Origin of the sequence: Mesorhizobium sp. M0587, assembly GCF_040320945.1 — a bacterium.
Classification (GTDB): domain Bacteria; phylum Pseudomonadota; class Alphaproteobacteria; order Rhizobiales; family Rhizobiaceae; genus Mesorhizobium.
This window is the reverse complement of the sequence record NZ_JAMYQP010000033.1, coordinates 1-20,572: the sequence shown is the minus strand read 5'-3', so window position 1 is coordinate 20,572 and position 20,572 is coordinate 1. Positions and strand designations below refer to the sequence as shown.

The following is a 20,572-nucleotide window of genomic DNA, read 5'->3' as shown; positions in this document are numbered from 1 at the left end:
CCGGAGGAAGCACCGGACGCGCTTACTGACCATGCATCATAGGCAACCTCGAAAGCTTGCCATGATAGCTGCATCGCCGCCCGGTGCGATGATGCGACCTCCCATCAGCACGCCGGAGGCCGTATAGCTGTTTACTACCACCATCGCGTTACCGCTCCCGACAGCACGAGCTACATTGGGATCAAGGATGAGAGAGGCCAACAGCCTTGCTTCCGGATAAAGCTTTATCCGGTCACTGCCATATTCGAAGTTTCCGAAGTCAGTGTCGATCCTGAAGCCGTCTATGTGGGTGGTCGAGGAAGATGCCATTTCTGGCTTCAGTCCTTGTCCATCGCTGGCGGCGTAACGATTGATGATCGGTAACTGCTTCCAGCAAAGCGTTTCGATTTCGTAGACCTTCTCAAGCGGACCCGGATTTCGTTCGTCCGTTGCGGTAGCAACGATCAGGCCATCTTTCGGCATGAGCCGGAAGTCGTGAAAACCAAGCTGTGGAACGATGTTCAGTGCCGCGATTTCATCGCGTGTCGGAACGAACATCTTGTCCGGCGAGGTTCCCGACAGGAGTTCGAACAGCTCTGGCTTTGCTCCCATGTCACGGAGATAGCCTGCAATCAGTGCCGAGATATGCTGGGTAAGCTCCATTGCCTCATCGGCCGAAGAGTCGCCGCCACCATAGAACTGATGGAAGCCAATCGTCCCGCTCTCCGGAACGTCACGTTGGACACCGCCCATGAACGCAAGCGCGCAAGCTGAATAGCATTCTGCGCCAGGCAGTTCTTCTGAATAGCGGCCCGGAACGGCGGGTGAATAGCGTCGCACTTCTGTGTCCGCTCCGACTTTGCGGAGGAAACGCCCGATTTCGATTCCGTCCATAAGGTTTCCGCCCGGGCTGTCCAGCGACACAATGAAATTCCACGAGTCGTAGGCGTTCTTCTCCCAGTAGGCCTTGAACCGCTCGGCGTCGCCATGCCCGATGAGGCCGGTAACAAGGATCTTCGACGTGGCATTGCCCCTCTCCATGGAAATCTCGATCGCCTCCGCATGGGGCGCAATCAAAGCTACGAGCGCTGCAAACAACATGGGGAGGATATTGTTCATCTTGAACTCGCATTCGCTGTTAGGCCTAGTGAGGTACGATCTCACATCCAGCATTTGTGGAGGAGCTGGCCGGGTCGGCCAGGAAGGCGTAGCGGCTGGAGAGATATTTCGCCCAGACGTCGTCTGTCGGCCCATCGGCGATAAGCGGCAAAAAAAGGGATTCAGTCGAGCGGCTGATGAAGTTGTCGGGTTCGATCAGCAGCGAGCGGTAAATCTTGAAGGCGTTATCGCCAAGCGGACGCATTGCGGGTGAGGTGACACGAGTCAGTCGTCTGTTTGCTGCGGGAGCGATGTGAAGCACCCGGACACGCTCCGCGCCGTCCTCTTGGGTGGCTTGCATGCGAGACGCCAGCATTTGCTGACGGAAAAGCTGATAGAACGGTTCCCAGAACAGGTCGGTGAGTTTGAGGCCGGCATCGCTGCGGACAGGGCCGAACGGCGCGAAGGCAATGTTCTGGTATCGGCGAAGACGTTCCGTTTCGCGCTTCGGTTCGGGCGGAGCACCGTAGGATTCGGTGTACTTCCACTCGATCAGCAAGGTCTCAACCCGACCTCCCCACCGAAAGCGCAAAATGGCATCTGCGCTTGTGACATTGGCGCCGCGTTTTGGCGATCCGGTTCGAGGCCATTCGTTGAGGTAATCCTTACGGCCGATCCATTCGAAGCCGACGAACCAGGGTTCGCCGTCCGGTCCTTTATCGACCTCGAGCATTTCCGGCAGGTCGCCACCAAGCGCGCTCTGGACGAGACGCGCCAACATCTCCGGACGCGTCGCGAGAGGCATCAGGAAATTCAGGCAGCAAACCTGTGACGAGAGGCCGTGAGCCGCATGCTGATGCCAGGCGATGGCGTTGTCAGAGAAATAGCGGGCGGCGATGTCGCGAATCTCGGGGTTGAGGTTCGAAAGGCGGTTCGCAGGAGCAAGGCGATAGGCACTGCCCTCGAAGCCGCCTTCGCCGGGAAGATGAGCTTCAAAGAAAGTCGATTGACAGGCGCGTTCCTGTGTCACGAAGTGGGGCTCGCGCGGGTCGGTCATGCTTCGGTCCCACCCAGAGTTTCGCGCAGGGCCTTTTCATAGCGCTGTGAGGTGTCCCACAGGAAATCGGCCGCGGCGTCCCAATTGCCTTCGTCGTTCATGTCGAGATCAAGCCTGCTTGAGAAGAACCTGTCGCTCTCGCCTGGGCTTTTCAACGGAGCGCCAAGTTCTGGAAGCAGCTCGTCCTGCCAGTGTGTCAGGCGCTCGCGCAGCTTCGACGCTTTCCCGCCTTCCATCGTGCGGACGAAGACGCGGACGAAGTCGATGCCAGTGGTGATGCTGATTGCCAGACCCAGTTCCGGCATGGCGTGCCAGCGCGCGCCGACTGGCTGTGCCTTCCCATACAGCATCTCACCCTTGTGACGGCCGAACATATGCAGCCAAAAGCGCTTGATCACATCTGTCTTGAGGTCGTTGTAAACCATTGCCCCTCACTCCGCCGCGATGGTCATCTCGGCTTCGATGCCGTCGTCGTCGCGCTCGTCGTCCTCACCTTCCTCGGGAACGTCGCCCTTGTAGGCTTCTTTCCCCATTGCGCTTTCGATCAAGGCGAGAAGGCGCTTCTGGCGGTCGGCCATGAAGGAGTCGAACGCGTCGGCTCGGAGCAGGGACGGGTCGATCAAGTGGGATTCGAGATACGCGTCGAGGTTCAAGCCATTGATCGCCGGCGTCGAAGCGTTCCCGTTTTGGAGCTTTGCCAGATAGGAGGAGGGGGCTTCTCCTCCGATGATACGGTTCGTGCGGTAGGAGAGCGGCGTCTTGTTGATGATGGAGTCATAGACCTCCGGCTTCAATCCCTTCGTTCGGCACCATGCCTGCGGGAAGATGTGATGGATGTCCACATTCTCGCCGAAGAAGACGGTGTGCCCAAAACCCTGGCCGGAACGGAAATCTTGCGCTCCCTCCTTCATCAAGAGCGCATTCACGCCCTTGTATGCTGCTGACAGACGCATGCGCATCGTTTTGAGCCGGTCGGCGCGGAAGATAGTTTCACTCACAGTCGTCGGCGGCGACTTCCCCGCGATCCAGGCGGGAACTTCCATGAAATCCTTCGCAATGCGTGTGTCGACAGCCGAACCATAAAGCTCGCCGAAGACGCCGTTCCAGTACCACTGAACCAGCTTCGCCCGGACCGCCTCGTGCTCCCAGGCATCTCCAATATCCGCGAGAATTGCTGCCAGCGGGATGATCTGCGACTGGTAGGGCAAGTCGTAGATTCGGTAGATATGTTGCATCTGCAGGAATTTGGCAGCAGTCAGAAAGCCACTCTCGGCTTGGGCCTGATACTTCTTGTAGGCTGTGAGTGGCAGATTGAGCAGTGCTTGACGGTTGCCTGTAACCTGGGGCAGCTCCTTGCCTTGCTTGCCCTCGACCTCCGCCTGCCTGCGCTTCTCGCGAGTATGAAACAGAGAAACAACTTGCAGGAAATCGGTGTTGCCGACTCCGGCCAGGATTCCCTTTTCCGCGTCCGAAAGGCGTAGCGCCGATGCGAACCGTCTGTGGCGCCCAGCACTGGCGTGGCCATCGCCATACCAGTCCTTGCGCAGCTCGTGTCCGTCGGCAGCGTACATGGCTGTGACAAGTTCGAAGGCGTCGAGCGGCTTGCCGCCGGTGTTGACCTTCTCGAAAACCACGCAGACCGCTTCCTTCGAAGTGGAACGATCCAGCGCGATTACTGGAACGCGGTAGTATTTGAAATTCTCGAGAACCTCACGTTTGAAATCACGGAATTCCTCACGGACACGTTCGTTTTCGTCGCCGCGCCAATGCTTGTCGAATCCATCCTGCCAGCGGTCCCAATCGAACACCTTGGTGATGGGATACATAAGCGCGGCATACTCCTTCTCTGGCGATGATAGATCGAGCGTCTGTTCGCGTCCGAAATTGCTGCGGACGATTCGATCTTCCGGAACGCCAATGATGGCTTCCTCCCGATCCGTTGACGGGTCGAGCGCTTTGCGAACGTCGATATAGAACCAGCGTCTCACCTTCTTCTTTTTCAGCGTCACCGTTTCCACGACCTGGTCGCGAAGAGTCACCTGATACAACGAGGTCATGCGTTGCTGGCCGTCGAGCAGAAGGGATAGTGGAGAAGCTGCTTTCGCAGAAGACGGGGCGCCTTCGACTGGGCGCGGCTTGAAATCGACTTTCCCACCCGTGTCGAGTGTCATCAGCGCGCCAACCGGAAACGCGCGCGAAATCGATGCGATCAGGCTCTTGATCCTATCCTCGTCCCAGACCCAGCTCCGCTGAAAGTCAGGCAACTGCATGCTACCGCGGTGGCAGTCCTCGAGAAGCTTGTTGAGGTCGAAAGGATTCGTCTGGAATGTCGATCCGGCCATAATTAATGCGTCTCCATCGCGAATGCTTGTACTGGACGTGCTTGTGTCAGTTTCGCCATGAGCCGATTGTATTCCTCCTGGATTGCGAAGGCGTCGCGGAACTCGGCGAACGCCCAGCGGCCGAACGTCTTGAGATTGTTTACACCCGGCACCCACAGCGTTTCCATGGTCTGGGCCTTCAACTGCTCGTCGAGACCGCGAAACCCTTTGATCTCGACCACGAGATTAAGTGGGTCGTCGACGCCATGCCCATCATCGATCTGGACGATGAAATCGGGCAGATAGCGGCGAGTGACGGAGCCACTGAGATACGGCACCTCAAAGCCCAGCGCCTGGTTCTTCACATAGGAGAGCGTCGACGCATGGCTCTCGGCTACGCGGGCGAACTCCGCCTCCCAGTCGCTGTCGCAGACGACATAGTTGATGTGGCTCTTCAGGGGCGACGTCGTCCAGAGATTCGTCTTGGTCGTGTTGAAGGCCACGTGGTTCGTCGAGCCGTGCGGATTGTAGGGGTCGAGCATAGCCTTGACGATCGGCGAACCATCAGCGCTCGCCTCGCGTACGATCGCCTTGTAGACAAGGCCGGCCGCCTTTTCGGCCATCTCGGCATAGGTCAGCATGCCGATTTTGGTGCCGCCAGTGGTTCTTAGATGGTTCTGGATCCAGCGCCGGGTAATCGGCTGGATGAGATTGTAGAGGTGGTAGGGCGGGTCCTGATCACCATCACGGAAATAGCGCTCGACCAGCCGCTTGGTCAGATGCACGGCAACCGTGTTCGGCCGCATGTCGTCGAGGGCGTCGGGCGAAATGTCGTGGCCCTCGCCAACCAGTCCTTCCAGGCGTGTCTCACAGGGACCGACGAGCTCTGGCGTCAGCGTCAGCGTCGAATCCTGTGTGAAGGTTGCGGAGATGCGGTCTGGCGGCAGTTCGCTCCGATAACCGGCAACCCGGGGGAAGCGGATGCCGAGGCGCTCGCGCTCCCGAACGGCGGCGACGCGCGTGACGGGCTTGGGCGGGTTCTTCTTTACCTGCTGCGGTTCGGTCGCAAAGTCGAACGGGATGCCGAGGATGTCGGCGTACTCGGTATCGAACAGTCGATTTCCAACGGGATCAGTATTGTCGCCGAGGTCGTAGGATTGGCGCCTTAGGCCGCGGCCGATCACCTGCTCACACAGAAGCTGGGTTCCGAAGGCGCGGACGCCGAGAATGTGCGTGACGGTATTGGCGTCCCAGCCTTCGGTCAGCATGGAGACGGAAACGACACAGCGAATCTGTTCGCCGAGGCGACCCTTTTGGCCAACCGTGTTCATCACTTCGCGCAGGAGTTCACTATCGGAAATGTTTCCGGCGGCCGCTCCATCGCGCTCCTGCTTCTCGCGGCGGAACTGCTCAATCTCGCCCGCAGCCATTTCGCGGAAGCCGGGGTCCAGCGCCTCGCCGGATTCGATCTGCTGGGAATCGATGAGCAGCGTGTTCATGCGAAGCAGCGGCTCGCCTGTGTTTTTGTCGTAATTGCTGAACAGATCGAGATGCCCATGGTGGATAGTCTGCATCTGGCCCTCGCGTTCACGCTGCCATCCGGAGACCCATTCGTAGACCAGCTTCGAACTGGCCGTGTTGTTGCAGACGACGATGAAGACCGGCGGCACTGGAATGGGCACGCGCTGCCATTCTTCATATTCGGTCTTGTAGTGGCTGTAGAGGGAGATCAGCGCGGTCTGGAGTTGGGCGGGGATCGAAAGCGGGTCGAGTTCGCCGGACTTGCCTGCCCCCTTTTTCGGCATAGCCTTGCCGATGTGGTCCCACAAATTGCGGTAGACTGGCGCCTCGGCGTTGACAGCGTTGTCCGAGACCGGCACGCGCGGCAGCTTGACGATGCCGCATTCGATCGCGTCGACGAGGCTGAAGTCCGACACCACCCATGGAAACAACGTGCCTTCCTCGTAGCCCGAACCGCGCAGGAAGAAGGGCGTGGCGGAAAGATCATAGACGGCGCGCAGACCGACCTTGCGTTTCAGCGCCTCCAGCCCGGAAATCCAAAGCCGCGCGGCCTCGTTGTTCTTCTTTGCCTCTTCCTTGTCCTCGCCCTTCGCCTCTGACTCCTCGTCCGTGCCCGGCCGCTCGCGGTAGCAATGGTGCGCCTCGTCGTTGATGACGACGATGTTCTTCAGGTGAAGGAGCTCACCGCAAGCTCGGGCGAGCATTTCGCCTTCGCTTTCCTGCTTCTCGATCGGCTGGCCTGTGCGCCCCTGCATCAGCCGTTCGCCGACAGGATTGAGGTCGTGCGCCTTGCGGCGCTGAAAGGCATGATAGTTGGTGATGACGATCTTGGCCTTGCCGAGGTCGGTCATCAGCTCGGCTGGAACCAGCTCGCGCGTGCGGTAGTAATTGTCCGTGTCTGAAGGATTCAGCACGCGCAGTCGATCCTTGATGGTGATGCCTGGCGCGACGAGCAGGAACCCTCGCGAGAAGAGCGACGAGTTCGGCTGCCGTGCGGCATTGATCGCCTGCCAGGCGATCAGCATGGCCATGACCGTCGTCTTGCCTGCGCCCGTCGCCAACTTCAGCGCGAGCCTAAACAGTTCCGGATTGGCGTCGCGGTTCGCCTCCTGCAGGTGACGGAAGATGTGCGCATATTGCTTGCGCCCGCGGGCAACCTCCGCCAGCCAGATCGCCGTCTCGACCGCTTCGATCTGGCAGAAGAACGGCTGCTGGTTGGAAAACTCGTGATGCCGCCAATGCTGCAGCAGACGCTGGGTCACCGGCGTCACGCCCCAGTCGTTGGGATTCGGCAGTGCGCGCCAGGATTCGATGTGGCCTCGGATCTCGTTGATGATCGGTGTGGGGTTGTAGCCGCTTTCGCTGGTTTCCTCGGCATCGAAGCCGAGCGAGGTCTGGCCTCGCGCCGAACCCGACTTCGAGCGCCGCGCCTTCGGCACCGGCGTCACATATTTCGATCGTCTCCGCCCTTCGATCGGCGGATGTTCCAGCGGCTGACCGTCATCCCCCAGCGAGTGATGCCGCGTGGGCGGCAAGTATGGAGAATTAAGGATTGGCTCCGCGTAAAAAGGTTTTGTCATGGCCGCCCCCCAAGAGCGAATCTTGCGTATCTTGTACGGGATGGAATTCGTTTATCAACCTTGAGGTGGTGGTTATTCCGATATGTCGTTTGCCAATGGGCAAATGGATGGAAGGCAGCCGATTGACGAAGGCAGTGAAAATCCTTTGCTGACCCTCACGAATTACCGAATTGGCGAAAAAGAGACGTTCCAATGAGCCAGTGAATTGCAGCCCAGAAAGCCAGTGGGCCAGGGTCCTGCACTACGCGATCAAATTTCGTGTCTCCACTCCCAGCACGGCAAGGTAATCTAGAACTTCTGAAGAGAGGGGTGTATTGACAGGCGAAGGGCTCGGGGATTCAAATGTCTATTTTCGCATCGAAGCTGCTGTGGAACGGCGCCATCCGCTTTATCTTTTTTTGGGCCATTGTTGCGGCTGTATTATGGAAGCTTGCCTCCACATTCGCCTGGTTAGATGTTGATCTGATTTGGGCGACCCTCATAGAAGTGGGAAACAGAGACCTGAAGGGCGTGAGCACTCAAGGTTTCGCGTTCGCCATAGCTAGCAGTTTGGTGGCGTTCGCAGCGGCCTTGGCTATCGCTTTCACTGTCATGCACACGATTTTGATTTCACTTTCTATCTTCGGGATAAGGCGCCGCGTACAGAAAACGAAGGATATGGTCGACTTCGCCAAGGCCTATCCCTCAATGCAAAAGCGGCTGGAACTGCACCCGTTATTGGGTCACGCCTGGAAAGAGTTCGACGAGACGCTTGTTCCGCCAAAGGAAGAGGGTGGCGTCTATCGCAACACCGTACGTCCACAAGCCTTCGTCAACATGTCGGTCGCGCGAGAACATCTGCTCGGGTTGAAGCTCGTCGGCAGCATCCCCGGGTATTTTGTCGGCATAGGCTTGCTGTTGACTTTTGTGGGTTTGGTGCTCGCACTCAACAAGGCTGCAACTGCCGTCAACAGCGTGGATGCAGAAGGCATGCAGGTAGCGACGCGCGAGTTGCTCCAGGTTGCGACATTCAAATTTTCGACTTCGATCGCGGGTCTTGGCGCGTCGATTTTCTTATCCTTCTGGTTCAAGCTCAATCTTTCAGTCATCGAATCGGTTTTCGACAAATTCTGCAAAGCGGTGGAGCGAAAACTTCGTTACACCGCGCCTCAGGCCATCACTGCGGAGATGAACGAAACGCTGGCGGGGCAACTCACGGAGTTGAAACAGATTAATTCCGCTGACTTCTTCGCTCGCATGGGCGAAAACCTCTCGCCGCAGATCCAGACTGCCTTTGCGAGCGCCATGGCGCCTGTGACGGCAAGCATCGATCAGGCTGTTGGAAAGCTCTCCACTAATAGCCAATCTGGCGTCGCAGAACTCGTCACTCGGTTCAGCGAGAGCGTGCAAGGGGGCGCCGGAACTGAACTACGCGAATTGGCTTCCACACTCCAGTCGATGCAAGGCGCGCTGGTCGAGGCGCAGCGCGGAATCCACGGCAGCGGCGCCGACTTCGGCCGAAGGCTGTCGGAGGCAGCTGAGAACCTCAATCGGCTCGTCTCGGATGCCGGTGACAAGCTCGGTTCAAGTTCCGAACAGAGCCGTGTCGCAATGGTCGAGGTCGTTGCTGCGCTGCGAGAGACGATGGAGCAGGCGAACCGCAAGGTCGACGAGAGCCTTGGCCAAGCGGCATCCGGCGCATCGGCACGGCTCGAAGAAGCAATGGGGAGAGTATTCGAACGGCTGGAAGCACAGGTATCGACGTTCAACAACGGGCTCGGTGGCTTCCAGGATGGATTGTCGAAACAGCTCGAGGAAACGCGCGAGCGCGTCGCGGCGGCTCAGGCAGGTGCAGCTGAAGCTATTGGCGGCGCATCCGCAGAAGCCGCCAAGGCGTTCCGCGACGGGCTGGGAGGAGCCCTTGCCACCATCCGCGAAGAGATCGAGCGCTTTGCTGTGGCAATGCGTGGAACCGAAACAACGCTTGTCGCTCAGGGAAATGCAATGCGGGAGACGACCGACCAATCTCGCGCCGTGGCCGACGCTTTTCAGCGTACTGCCCAAGAAGTTCGCACGGCTTCCGCACCATTGCTCCAGTCCGGCGAGCGCATCGCGGGCGCGACCGACAAAATGGCAGAGGCGGTTACGTCCGCGGTCGCTGCTCTGCAGGCGGGCCAGACTGCGTCGCGCTCGTTGGCTGATGCACTAACGCAACACCACAACCATCTAGCAACGGCTTGGTCGTCCTACGCGGAGCGCTTCGAAGGCGTAGACAAGAGCCTTGCCGGTGCTGTCGAAGGCTTGGCCAAGGCTGCCCAGGACCAAGGTGAGGTCATTGCGCAGCGGGTGCAGCAAATCGACGCCGGCTTCGCGAGCGCCATCGACAAGCTAAACCCGCTCCTGACAGACATGAACGACAACACCACTGCGTTGAGTGAGGAAGTTGATCGACTGCGGGCGGCGTTGCTGCCGCAGGCCGCCGAATAGGACGCCGCGTGAATGATTACCGAGGAAGATTCTCACGCAGCCGCGGAAGAAGGCGAAAATTATTTCGTTTCGATGACCGACATGATGGTCGGCGTCCTGTTCATTTTCATCATTATGCTCATGGTGTTCGCCCTCGATTTCCGGACGAAGACGGACACGCAGCAGATTGCCCTGGAAGCGGCGAGGCAGGCGGCGAAAAAGGTCGCGGCGTTGCAGATCGAGGTTCGCCAACACATCGCAGCGATGGACGAAGCGGCGGTAGCACGACGCACCTTGCTGGAGCGGATCCGGGACCAGCTTGCCAGTCGAAATATTGACGTGGTGATCAGTCCTAAAAGTGATGTCCTGCGGATAACCGAAAATGCTGTCCAGTTTGGCTCAGATGAGTCGACACTAAAGGGTCAGGCTGAACGAAATGTGGAGACGATCGCACAAATCCTTCGGGAGGTGCTTGTCGACTATGTTGCATGCAAAGTGGAAGATGGTATGCGCACGTGTCGCGATACCAACGCACCCGCCATTGAGACCGTTTTCATCGAAGGGCACACCGACAGCACCGGCATCGACCAGAACAATTGGCGGCTATCAACCGCCCGCGCTTCGGAAACATTCAAGCAAATGATCGCAAGTGCTCCTGAGCTGAGAACGTTTTCGAACCACAATGATCAGGAAATCCTATCTGTCTCCGGTTACTCCTCGACGCGCCCTGCAGACAAATCAGATACGACCGAAGCTCGGGCTGCCAACAGACGCATCGACTTGCGTTTCGTTATGGAAAGCGACAATCGCGAACGGTTGGAGCAGTTGCGCAAGCAGACGGACGACATGCAGGGAGAAATCAAGATCCTGATAGACGCGATCGGAGGTGCACCGTGAGCCATCTGAAGGGAGTAATTCAGCAGTTGAAGGCGCGCCCGCTCACCTCCCCGAAACTCCGGGATGTTCCGGCCGTGGTGGCGGCAGCCGAGCGTGTCAGTGGCATTGATGGGCAAGCCTTCCGTCGTGAGGCGAAGGATTACAACGAGCTGGCACGGACATTTCTCAATCGCCTGAGCGTCGGGTCGGACGTAACCATGCGTGAACTTCGTGATGCAGCGTGGTGCCTTTGGATGACCACTCCCGCCCTTTCCGATCACAGCGAGATCCTCAAAGGCACGCTTGCTCGTATTGAAAACTGTGGCCGCAAGCCGCCCGGCCGTGCCTTAGCGTCGTCTTTCCTCTCAGCCTTCGCACCTGGTCGTAACGGAATGGCGGAAGCGTCCGCCGCGCTCGGCCGGCTTGCAAGCGGATTGGGTCGGCCATGGTCCGACCTTCACGACGAACATGACCTGTTCGATTGGCGGACCGGACCGCGCAATATTAGCCGCCGCGCGCTGACAGATGGCGTCTCGCCTACAGTCGTCTTGCAGAAGGGCGGACTTGGCGCCCTCGACTCGCGATCGGGTTATGCGCGTGCCTGCGCCACGGAAGCGCTGTCACAGCTTGCTGTTGACACCGGGCTTCACGCCGACACCCGACTGGCAATCGTGAAGAACCTTGCGCTTGACCGAAATGAGGGACTCATCTTCGAGGAGCATGCGCCTCTCGTAGCGAACGCACTGGTGCTCCCCTTTGGTGCGGTGCTGCCCGCCAAACAGGTTCGAGACCAATACCTTTCGCTGCTCCTCGAACTGTTCAAGGATCCGCGGCTGCCGGGCGCGCGATGGTCGCGGATGCCTGAAGCGGCTGACATCGTTCGCCGATGGTTGACCGAGCAGTCGCTACGACAGTTCCTTGACATCGTCGACGAGGTCGCGCTCGAACGGATGTGGGTCTACCGGCGAGCCTTCTGGGAAGCTGTCTACAGGGCCGAACTTATCTCCGAAGCTTGGGTTATCTTTGACGCATCGGGTGCCCGGGCGGCCCGACGGGCTTTTGGAAAAGAGGTTTCCTTCGCCACTTTTGATGGCTCTGTTCAATCAGGTCATGCCGTTCTGCTCTTGCGTATTGGACGCGGAGTAGTTGCTGAATGGAGTCACAACGGAAAATGCCACATATGGAATGACGCAGAGGATCGCACAGCCCCAAGACTTTACGGGCGTTCGTATGTTCCGGACGCAGTTCGGTCATATGGCAACGATTCTCTCCAGCGTTCCATCTTCGCCGTAACTCACTGGCCGCACGACGGCGCGAATAGCTGGCAATCAAAGGTGGCCAACAAGATCCACCAGATGACTGGCATTCGAATCCCCTCGTCAAGCTACAAGGTAAGGGGATGAGGATTGTTTTCCGTACGCGCGTTGCGCCGGACGGCGTCCATGTAGAAGCGCAGCAGAAGGGATTGCTTGGACGAAGGAATGTCCCGCCGGCGCAGTGGGAAACCTTCAGCGGCGCTGAGTCCGTCGCGGCGCGCATGATCTTGTCGGCGGCGGCCAGACAGGAGGCTCGCGAAGAGCCGGCTTCGGTGGTGTTGTCCCACGCTGCCGTGACTGAATTGCCGGCATCGATTGCCAGCACGCTTGGAATAGCTCCGTTGGCCCATCTCTCGGCAACGCTCTCTTTCGAGGACAGGATTGATTCGGCGACCGGACGAATCCGCGTTCGCTGGTACGACGCGAATACCCGCCCCGTTCTCGGAATCCGCACCGGAGCTTTCGTGACGGTCGGTGAGGACATGGGGAGGCTGACCGGTGCATTGTTCCGGCTGACAGAGGCCATTGAATCCTACAATGCGAGCGCAGGGCAACCGATCGAAGTTCGCATCGGTCTGTGGCAACCGGTACAGGAAGCGTTGCGCGAGAGCACGGGACTTGAGGTCAAATCCGACCAATATCTCTCCAGCCTTACGATCTATCAGGCAGGGTCCTTCGCGCTCGATGTCAGGGAAACGTCAAACGGCCCCGACTTTACGCCCGTCCTGATGAGCCGAGGCAAGGCGGCAACCCTCGAGGATGTGGCGCCCGCCGTCGAAGGTGATGAGGACGAACCAACGGGGAAGCTTCGCGACGAAATTGCCGACGCGCTTCTGCCGCCGGAACTGCAACAGAAATTTGTTTCCGAGCGCTACGAGGCCAACGGCCACACCCACAATGCCTATGTCCTTGGGCGCAATGTCTTCGTCGTCCTTGATCCTGATCTGAAGCAGGCGCTGGATGTGGTCCGAAAGATGCGCTCCGCTCCACGGGAAGCGCGACGGGCCTTTATCCGCAACCCTCGACCGGCGCTCTCGGAAGCGCTGGGCGGGGAGGCGGCCGATGCCGTCGCCGCGTCGCTTTTTGTCGAGACACAACAATATTCCGAACGCGTTCTCGGCCTTGGCGTGTGGGAAAGGCCAGCGCTTCCCTGGTTGCAGAATAAGGCGGGTCAGTGGCTGCCAGAAGGTTTCGCGCTGAAGTTGCGCGACAAGACCCTCATCTTCAGCCAGGAGGGCGTGGAGCAGCTGTCGCACGAGGTTCAGGCCGCCAAGGTCGAAGGACACGAGACCGTCGCCGTTATGGGGACGGACTATTCCGTATCCGGGGTCGAGGGCGCGCTTGCTCACATTGCGCCAGTTGATTCTGCTCCGGTCGGCATCGACCAAACGGGGGAAGAACCCGGCCAGACCGCAAGCGATGAGGTACTGACACAAGACGACAGGCAAGTCCTTCTCATCAGGCAGAATCTGGAAGACGCCGACTATGTGCTTGCTGCTCCTAGGCGGATTGCATCCATTCCGCTGGAAGTGCCATCAGCACTGATGGGGAGCACCAGGGCAAAGCCGCACCAGCAAACGGGATTGTCATGGTTGCTCAATGCATGGGTGGCGGGGCGACCGGGTGTGCTATTGGCCGACGACATGGGTTTGGGAAAAACGTTTCAGGCTTTGGGCTTTCTGGCCTGGACCAGGGCGAACCGGAAATCTCAAGCAGCATCGCTGACGCCGCTGCAGCGAGGCCCGATCCTGATTGTTGCACCGACGGCGCTTCTGAACAACTGGATCGCCGAGGCAGAACAGCATCTTGCGCCGGATGCGCTGGGAGACAGGATGGATGCGTTCGGACCGGGATTGAAGAGGCTGAAGCGGCCACGATCGGAATCCTGGTCTCCCGAGGACTCCCTCGACACAGACGCCTTGAAGCGCGCCGATTGGGTCCTGACCACATACGAAACCCTTGCCGACAATCATCGCGCTTTCGCGCGGGTTGGCTATTCGGTCGCGGTGTTCGACGAAATGCAAAAGGTGAAGGATCCACGCACTATCAATACTCATGCCGCCAAGGCGATGAACGCCGATTTCGTGTTGGGGCTGACGGGAACGCCCATCGAGAACCGGCTCGAGGATCTGTGGTGTATCATGGATAGAGTGGCGCCCGGATTTCTAGGCGACCTCAAGAGATTTTCCGAGGCTCATACCGAGGACCAGCCGGATAATCTCAGGGCGCTCAAGCACAAGCTCGACGAGCCGCAGGCCAACGGGCCACCAATGATGCTTCGTAGAATGAAGGAAAACCACATAGAGGGGCTGCCTGAAAAGAAGATCATGTCCTACGAGACGCACATGCCCGGTGCACAAGCGGAGGCCTATATGGAGGCCGTTCGCTCCGCCCAGGCAGGCGAGCGCTCGCATGGAGCGATGCTCAAGGCGATTCACGCGTTGCGCGGGATTTCCCTGCATCCCGAAGGAGCCAGGGAGGTCGATCCTTATGACAGCCAATCGGCAGCGACTTGGCTCGGTCAGTCCGCACGGCTGACACGGGCGATCGAAATCTTGCGGCAAGTCAAATCAGCGGGCGATAAGGCGCTGATCTTCATCGAAGACCGTGCCGTTCAGAAAGCCTTCGCTGGAGTTGTCGTCACTCTCTTCGATCTGCACGCCGAACCGACAATCATCAACGGTGAAGTGCCCGGCCATCGGCGACAGGAATATGTCAAACGGTTTCAGGAGGCGCAAAAGGGCTTCGATCTACTGGTGCTGTCCCCGAAGGCGGCCGGAATTGGCCTCACCATCACGGCGGCGAACCACGTCATTCATCTTAGCCGCTGGTGGAATCCGGCGGTTGAGGATCAGTGCAATGACCGTTGCTATCGCATCGGGCAGGACAAGCCGGTGACTATCCATCTGCCGATAGCGATTCATCCAGTATTGGGCGACGCGTCCTTCGACGTCACGCTGGACCGCCTCCTGAGCCGAAAGCGTTCGCTTTCGCGCAACATGCTGGCGCCGCCCGTGTCGGATGGAGATTTGGGCGCTCTATTCGGGGCCACCATCTCGACGCATTGATCCATCCGATCCCTCACATCAGAGTAAGCAAATGAAAGCGCTCATCGTTCGAGAGCCATGGATCGATCTGATCCTGGATGGCCACAAGACGTGGGAGCTGCGAACCCAGCCCACCTCGATCCGCGGGAGGATCGCACTCATTCGTAAAGGCAGCCGAGAAATCGAAGGCGTAGTTAAACTCGTCGACGTCCTGCCGCAATTGTCAGCGTCCGGCTTGGCAGATTCCATCGAGTTTCACGGTGTCCCGTCGAGCAGACTTCAAGAGGTGACGCAAGCTGGCTGGTTGACACCATGGGTACTGGTAGACGCCCACCGGTTTTCTGCGCCCGTTCCTTTCACACGTCCCTCCGGGCCCGTTACTTGGGTCGATCTGGATGTCGAAACCATGCGTGCCGTGCAACAGCATTCGGCTATCTTAAATCGGTCGAACGCCGCGACAGTGCAGGCGGTGTCCGTTGCATTGCCCCCTTCAGCGTCTCGCCGATATGCAGAGGAGAAATTCGATTCTTCTCCCAGGTCATCTGGCAAGGAACCGCAAATATCCCCCTCCCTCGAATCCAAGCTCGTGCTAAAGGCTGAAGAGCTCGGCTTCGCCGTCAAGCCGCGCAGAAGTCCGCAGACCAAGATGCTTGAACTGTCGGTCACTACACGGAGGGGCAAGCGCTTTGTCTTCGTCGACCGGATGCCGAAGTCCGAGCCGCAATTCAGGGTATTCCTCCCGCCGGAGGTGGACAAGAAGGCTGAAACCGCAATCGATGGAATTCCTGGCGTTGAGCGATTCAGGAATGGTAGATCGGGCCATTATGTGTTCAGACACAGCGCTTTTCGCGCATTCGCCCCATATGAGGGTCAGGAGCCTGAAGCGCATGGCTGGTTTGTGTCCGCGCTCCGAGCGGAATCCGCATTCGGAGCCATCCTTCAAGCCGTTGAGGTCGCTTGAACGCGGAGCGCTACAAGAGACCCGCTTCCGTCAGATACGGCGACGGGTTGGCGGGTTGGTCTCCAATCCTTCCACTAAGCGTAATCATGAGACGGCGCTTTGGTCTTGTCATGGCCACATAGAACAAGCGTCGCTCACTCTCCTTGGCTTCTGCCGTTTCCGCCCGGCGCAAGGGCCAGATGCCATCATTGGCATCAAGTATGACGACGGTATCGTATTCCTTGCCCTTCGCGCGCAACGCTGTCATCAGATGAACTGGTCGGCGCCACAGTTCGTCGGCAGCGCCTGAAGCGTCCTCCTCGCCCGGCAGCCGAGCAAGCGTATCGCGTGCGCTGTCAAGATCATCAATAAAACGCTGGAAGTCGTCCTCATAGCGTCCCGCAAATTCCGCCAAGTAGAGGAAGGGCGGGTCGGTGTAGAATATGTCTTCCTGCGATTTGCCATAATCCTGGTTGAGCCCCGCAAAGCCCGCACCCAATGCCGCGATTGCATCCCTTACCGTCGGCGCATCCAAGAGGTCGCGCAGCACCCGGCAGAAAACGAGGCCGGCGGCCCCATCCTCGTTGAGGCCTTTCAATGATCCGCGGTAGGCTGCTATCGCATCGAGCGCGTCGCTGTAGCTTTTTGGTCGGCTCGTGCGCAAATGGGCGGCCAATGCTTCTCGTTCCGCCTTTTTCAACGGATACCGTTTCACCAGGTCGCAAAGCTTGACAATGTCGTCCACAAGCGCAGGCGGCCTGAAATTGGCTCGCGCCATTGCACATGTCTGCAGTGCATGCCGCAGCTTTTCAAAGGCACCACTCATGAAAATCTGAAGATCCTCAGCTGCACAAAAGGGCAAATCCTCGCTCGCCATCAAAACCTGATACGGGATAAGTTGCGCGCGTTTGCGGGAAAGAATGGCAAGCTTCGCATTTGGTCTGTTGCTTGCGAGGAAAGACCGCACTTCATCCATCACAGCATCGATGGATTCGACGAACCTGTCGCTCCTCACGATTTGGACCTCTGCATCTGCCGTTTGCATCGCAACGACGCGCTTATCTTCTCGACGCTTGTTGTTAACGATCAGCTTTTGTGACGCCGCTACAAGATTTCTGGGGCAACGATAATTTCGTTCCAGGATGTGGGTCGAAAATTCACGATCGAAATGTTGATCAGGTTGCAGGATGTAGTGAGGCGTCGCCCCCCGCCACTCGAAGATGGCTTGGTCATCATCCCCCACGATCGTCAAGTCAGCCTTGTGCAGATCGACGATTTTTCGGACGAGGTTGAGGTCAAGCGGATTGATGTCCTGGAATTCATCCACGAGTACCTGTGTGTACCGCGAACCGCCGGTGGGAAAGCGATCCTCCGCAATCTGCCGGCGCAGATCCAGGAACGCGACATATTTCTGATCTTCCAATGAAAAAAGAGCCTGCCCAATCATCGTCTGACAACTGTCGACCCAAAACGGCAGCACATCTTCGATAAAGGATTCAAGGCGTTTGTCGGCCAGTATCTCGCATTCGGCCAACTGGTCGATTAGATTTTGGATTTGCCAAAGCAAGCCCAGACGCATGAGGTAGTCCATCTGGTCGTGGGCCGCCCAAATGCTCGGAGCTTCATGGTCAAAGCCTAATGATTTCAGTCGTTCAATCAGGCCGTTCAGAATCTTGTCAACAACGTAGGGCTGCGCCTCCATAGCCTTCTCAATCCGTGGGAATTTGCGCCAGACGGGCTGCAATGTATTTCGCACGCAACCTGACTTTTCGAATTCGCTTACCAGCAGGCGCGGGCTGTGATGATTGGCGCGTAGCCTTTTGAAGCCCCAGCCGTTCAGAGTCACCACCTCGACAGCACCCGCCATAAACGCGAAATCGGGGTTTGAAAGTCGTGCGCGAAGTTCGTCACGCGCGGCTCGCGTGAAAGTCACGACAAGGAAACGTCCTTTCGAATCCGCTCGGCGATACAGCTCTGCACACCGCCATAAGAGAGATTGTGTCTTACCGCTGCCAGCAGGAGCAAGGAGGCGCAGATTGCCCCCGGGGGCCTTACAGAACCGCTGCTGAAATTCGTCAAGTTGCTGATCGGAGACGTCAATTGGCCTGGTCGGAATAGCTTGTGCGTCAGCCATGTTAGTGTTCCCAAACTGAGGCGATGGTCTACAGAATCTATTGACTTCAGCTTGCAGTCTGCCCCGTGGACCGCAGCGTGAGCAAGTTTCGAACACGGAGCGCGACAGCGCAGTTGCAAGCTCAAGCTGTGGCTCTACTCGAAGGCTAAGACCGGGAGGTCAATGCTGACGCGTCATAGGCAATGGGATTTCCGAGCACATCTCAAGATATCTGCAGAACGCGTTGGCAAGCTGGATTTGTCGTGGTGTCTTACACTCCGCTTCGAACACCTCCGGTGCCGCAACGAGGATCGACAGGCATTTGGCCCGCGATGTCGCAACGTTGAAGCGGTTCAGGCTGTAAAGGAATTCCATGCCTCGTGGAGCATCTGCGTGCGTTGACGAAGCCATCGAATAAATTGCGATCGGCGCCTCCTGACCCTGAAACTTGTCCACCGTACCGACTCTGGCGCCGGGCAAGCGCTGCTGGAGTTCGAAGACCTGCGCATTGTAGGGCGTGATGATCAGGATATCGTTGAGGGTGATGGGCGCTTCTTTGCCTTCCCTGTTGATCCAACGCGTATCAGACCGCAGCACGTGATCGACGAGACGATGAATGGCCTCTGCCTCTTCAGGTGAGGAATTCTGATTTCCCCGGTGGGCGATAGGTAAGTACCTGAGGCCGGATCCGTTTATCGGACCGCTTGAGATGATCTGGCCCTCAAGACCATGTCTCGACCTCAGCTTGCCCTCATAAAACAGTTCCGACGTGAATGCGCAGAGATCCGGATGGAGCCGCCATGTCTCTTCGAGGAAGAGACCCTGGTTGGCGGCAATCGTTTTCTCGCCATCAAGGATATGGTTCAGCGCCGACACATCGGTTCCGTCCGGGTGACTTCCCTGCATCGGCTGATCCAGCTGCTGAGGATCGCCAAGCAGGACAACCGTGTGAGCTGCCTGCGAAATCGCCAGCACATTTGCCAGCGACATCTGAGCCGCTTCGTCCACGACGAGGACATCGACTGATGCAAATGCATCGGCCCGCGACCAGAGGAAGCTCGTCCCCCCGGCGACCTTGCATGACCCGCTCAACGCGCCATACACGTCAGCATTGCTCTTCGCGAAAACCAAGCGATGCTGATTGGATTCCATTTCCTTCGGCTTGACGATGCAGGTCAGGTCGACGCCATGCTCGTCGGCTGCCTCGATGACCTTGTCGATCAGGTTCCTGATGACCTTGTGGCTGTTTGCGGTGATTCCGACAGTCTTACCTTCGCGAACTAGCGCGCATACCATCCGCGCGCCAGTGAACGATTTTCCGGTGCCGGGAGGACCTTGTATTGGGAAGATGCCGCCATCGAAGAGCGTGGCAACCCGCATCGCTGCGGCCAAGCTTGTCTCCCCATCAATCTTGATCGGCTCACCCCGCAGGCGGGGAGCCAGGCGCAGCAGCAGATCGCGCGCCGCACAAAATGGCCCATCGCCAGCCAGCCCGTGGTCCACCACGTATTCGCCGATGCGCACGAGGGAATTGGCCTGTTCATCAGAGCCGAAAGTCTTGGAGCCGTAGACCGCCTGGGGATGAACACCAGCGGACTTGCCCGTCTTTTTTATGTCGATCGTACGGTTCTCCTGCGATACGGCAACGGTGGTTCCAATCTTGTCGCCGCCGACGTTGTGCAGGTCGTCCTCGACGCGAATGTCTGTTTCCTGCGGAATGAATGAATAGCGGTGCGTCGGCAGCTTTCCGGCCCCGGGGACCTCGCCGACGAAGGTGAGGCCCGACAGGCCGCTGCGTTCGTCCGTCAAGTCTTCGGCCGACAGATCGCGAAGGCGAAAGAACGCCCACCAAGTCGCCTTTGCCTCGCGCCGATGCCAATCAAGAATGTTGGCGAGTATCCATCGCGCTTGCTGGTCATGGTCGCGTTCCTCCGGATCGGCCGATACATCTGCCGTTAGCCGCTCAATCAGCGGGCCGATCTTTGCGAGCCATGCCGTGACGTTTTCGCTTGCGACGTCGTCGCCGGGCTGGGGCCGGGCAATGTTTTCACCAGCAGCAATCGCCTGAGCGCGGAGCATTTCCAACCAGTCGCGAAGACACTGCGTCGATACGCAGTCGTCGCGGTTGTAGCTCTCGACCACCGATCGGTCTTGTTCGCGAATTTTGTCCGGGTGTTCTAGGGGCTGTTGAGAATCATCGAGAATTGATGACGGCAGCGCATGCGTAGATCATCGCGGAGAAGTTGCGATCGGTTTTCTCGCTGCGCATTGCGATGCCT

12 protein-coding genes are annotated in these 20,572 nt (G+C 58.4%); 5 read left to right on the top strand and 7 right to left on the bottom strand.

The annotated features are described in order from the left end of the window. Nucleotides 1-36: 36 nt before the first annotated feature. From NKI49_RS24835 to NKI49_RS24815, 5 genes are read right to left on the bottom strand one after another with little or no spacing between them, the layout of a single operon-like run. The gene (locus NKI49_RS24835) at nt 37-1,098 is read right to left on the bottom strand and encodes a COG3904 family protein (protein ID WP_352605053.1); all 1,062 of its coding nucleotides are present in this window, start codon (nt 1,096-1,098) and stop codon (nt 37-39) included. A gap of 25 nt (nt 1,099-1,123) precedes the next feature. After that, entirely contained in the window at nt 1,124-2,134 is a 1,011-nt protein-coding gene (locus tag NKI49_RS24830; protein WP_352605051.1) for a PGN_0703 family putative restriction endonuclease, read from the bottom strand. Continuing rightward, nucleotides 2,131-2,559, bottom strand: coding sequence for a hypothetical protein (locus tag NKI49_RS24825; protein WP_352605049.1), 429 nt, complete (start codon nt 2,557-2,559; stop codon nt 2,131-2,133). Before NKI49_RS24825 ends, NKI49_RS24830 begins: the two co-directional genes overlap by 4 nt. 6 nt (nt 2,560-2,565) lie before the next feature. Next, on the bottom strand, nt 2,566-4,476 hold the full coding sequence (locus tag NKI49_RS24820; protein WP_352605047.1) for a GmrSD restriction endonuclease domain-containing protein: 1,911 nt from the start codon (nt 4,474-4,476) through the stop codon (nt 2,566-2,568). A 2-nt stretch (nt 4,477-4,478) separates the two neighbouring features. Continuing rightward, nucleotides 4,479-7,556 (bottom strand): BPTD_3080 family restriction endonuclease, encoded by a 3,078-nt coding sequence (locus NKI49_RS24815; protein WP_352605045.1) that lies wholly within the window; start codon nt 7,554-7,556, stop codon nt 4,479-4,481. A gap of 342 nt (nt 7,557-7,898) precedes the next feature. Here NKI49_RS24815 and zorA point away from each other — a divergent pair, with 342 nt between their 5' ends. Genes zorA through NKI49_RS24790 form a run of 5 tightly spaced genes read left to right on the top strand, consistent with a single transcriptional unit; the run spans nt 7,899 to nt 16,201 of the window. After that, nucleotides 7,899-10,022, top strand: coding sequence for an anti-phage ZorAB system protein ZorA (gene zorA / locus NKI49_RS24810; RefSeq protein WP_352605043.1), 2,124 nt, complete (start codon nt 7,899-7,901; stop codon nt 10,020-10,022). A 12-nt stretch (nt 10,023-10,034) separates the two neighbouring features. Then, on the top strand, nt 10,035-10,898 hold the full coding sequence (locus NKI49_RS24805; protein ID WP_352605041.1) for an OmpA/MotB family protein: 864 nt from the start codon (nt 10,035-10,037) through the stop codon (nt 10,896-10,898). Further along, the gene (locus NKI49_RS24800) at nt 10,895-12,280 is read left to right on the top strand and encodes an EH signature domain-containing protein (RefSeq protein ID WP_352605039.1); all 1,386 of its coding nucleotides are present in this window, start codon (nt 10,895-10,897) and stop codon (nt 12,278-12,280) included. The genes NKI49_RS24805 and NKI49_RS24800 overlap by 4 nt, the downstream gene beginning before the upstream one ends. Then, nucleotides 12,277-15,261: a DEAD/DEAH box helicase gene (locus NKI49_RS24795; protein WP_352605037.1), complete on the top strand. Its 2,985-nt coding sequence runs from the start codon at nt 12,277-12,279 to the stop codon at nt 15,259-15,261. Before NKI49_RS24800 ends, NKI49_RS24795 begins: the two co-directional genes overlap by 4 nt. A 31-nt stretch (nt 15,262-15,292) precedes the next feature. Further along, nucleotides 15,293-16,201 carry an ASCH domain-containing protein gene (locus tag NKI49_RS24790; RefSeq protein ID WP_352605035.1) on the top strand — a complete coding sequence of 303 codons (909 nt, stop codon included), beginning with the start codon at nt 15,293-15,295 and terminating at the stop codon, nt 16,199-16,201. A 10-nt stretch (nt 16,202-16,211) separates the two neighbouring features. On the opposite strand, the gene NKI49_RS24785 is transcribed toward NKI49_RS24790, so the two are convergent. Together NKI49_RS24785 and NKI49_RS24780 are read right to left on the bottom strand one after the other, a co-directional pair. Further along, on the bottom strand, nt 16,212-18,314 hold the full coding sequence (locus NKI49_RS24785; protein ID WP_352605033.1) for a UvrD-helicase domain-containing protein: 2,103 nt from the start codon (nt 18,312-18,314) through the stop codon (nt 16,212-16,214). 159 nt (nt 18,315-18,473) lie between these two features. Further along, nucleotides 18,474-20,435 carry a DEAD/DEAH box helicase gene (locus NKI49_RS24780; protein ID WP_352605031.1) on the bottom strand — a complete coding sequence of 654 codons (1,962 nt, stop codon included), beginning with the start codon at nt 20,433-20,435 and terminating at the stop codon, nt 18,474-18,476. Nucleotides 20,436-20,572: the final 137 nt, after the last annotated feature.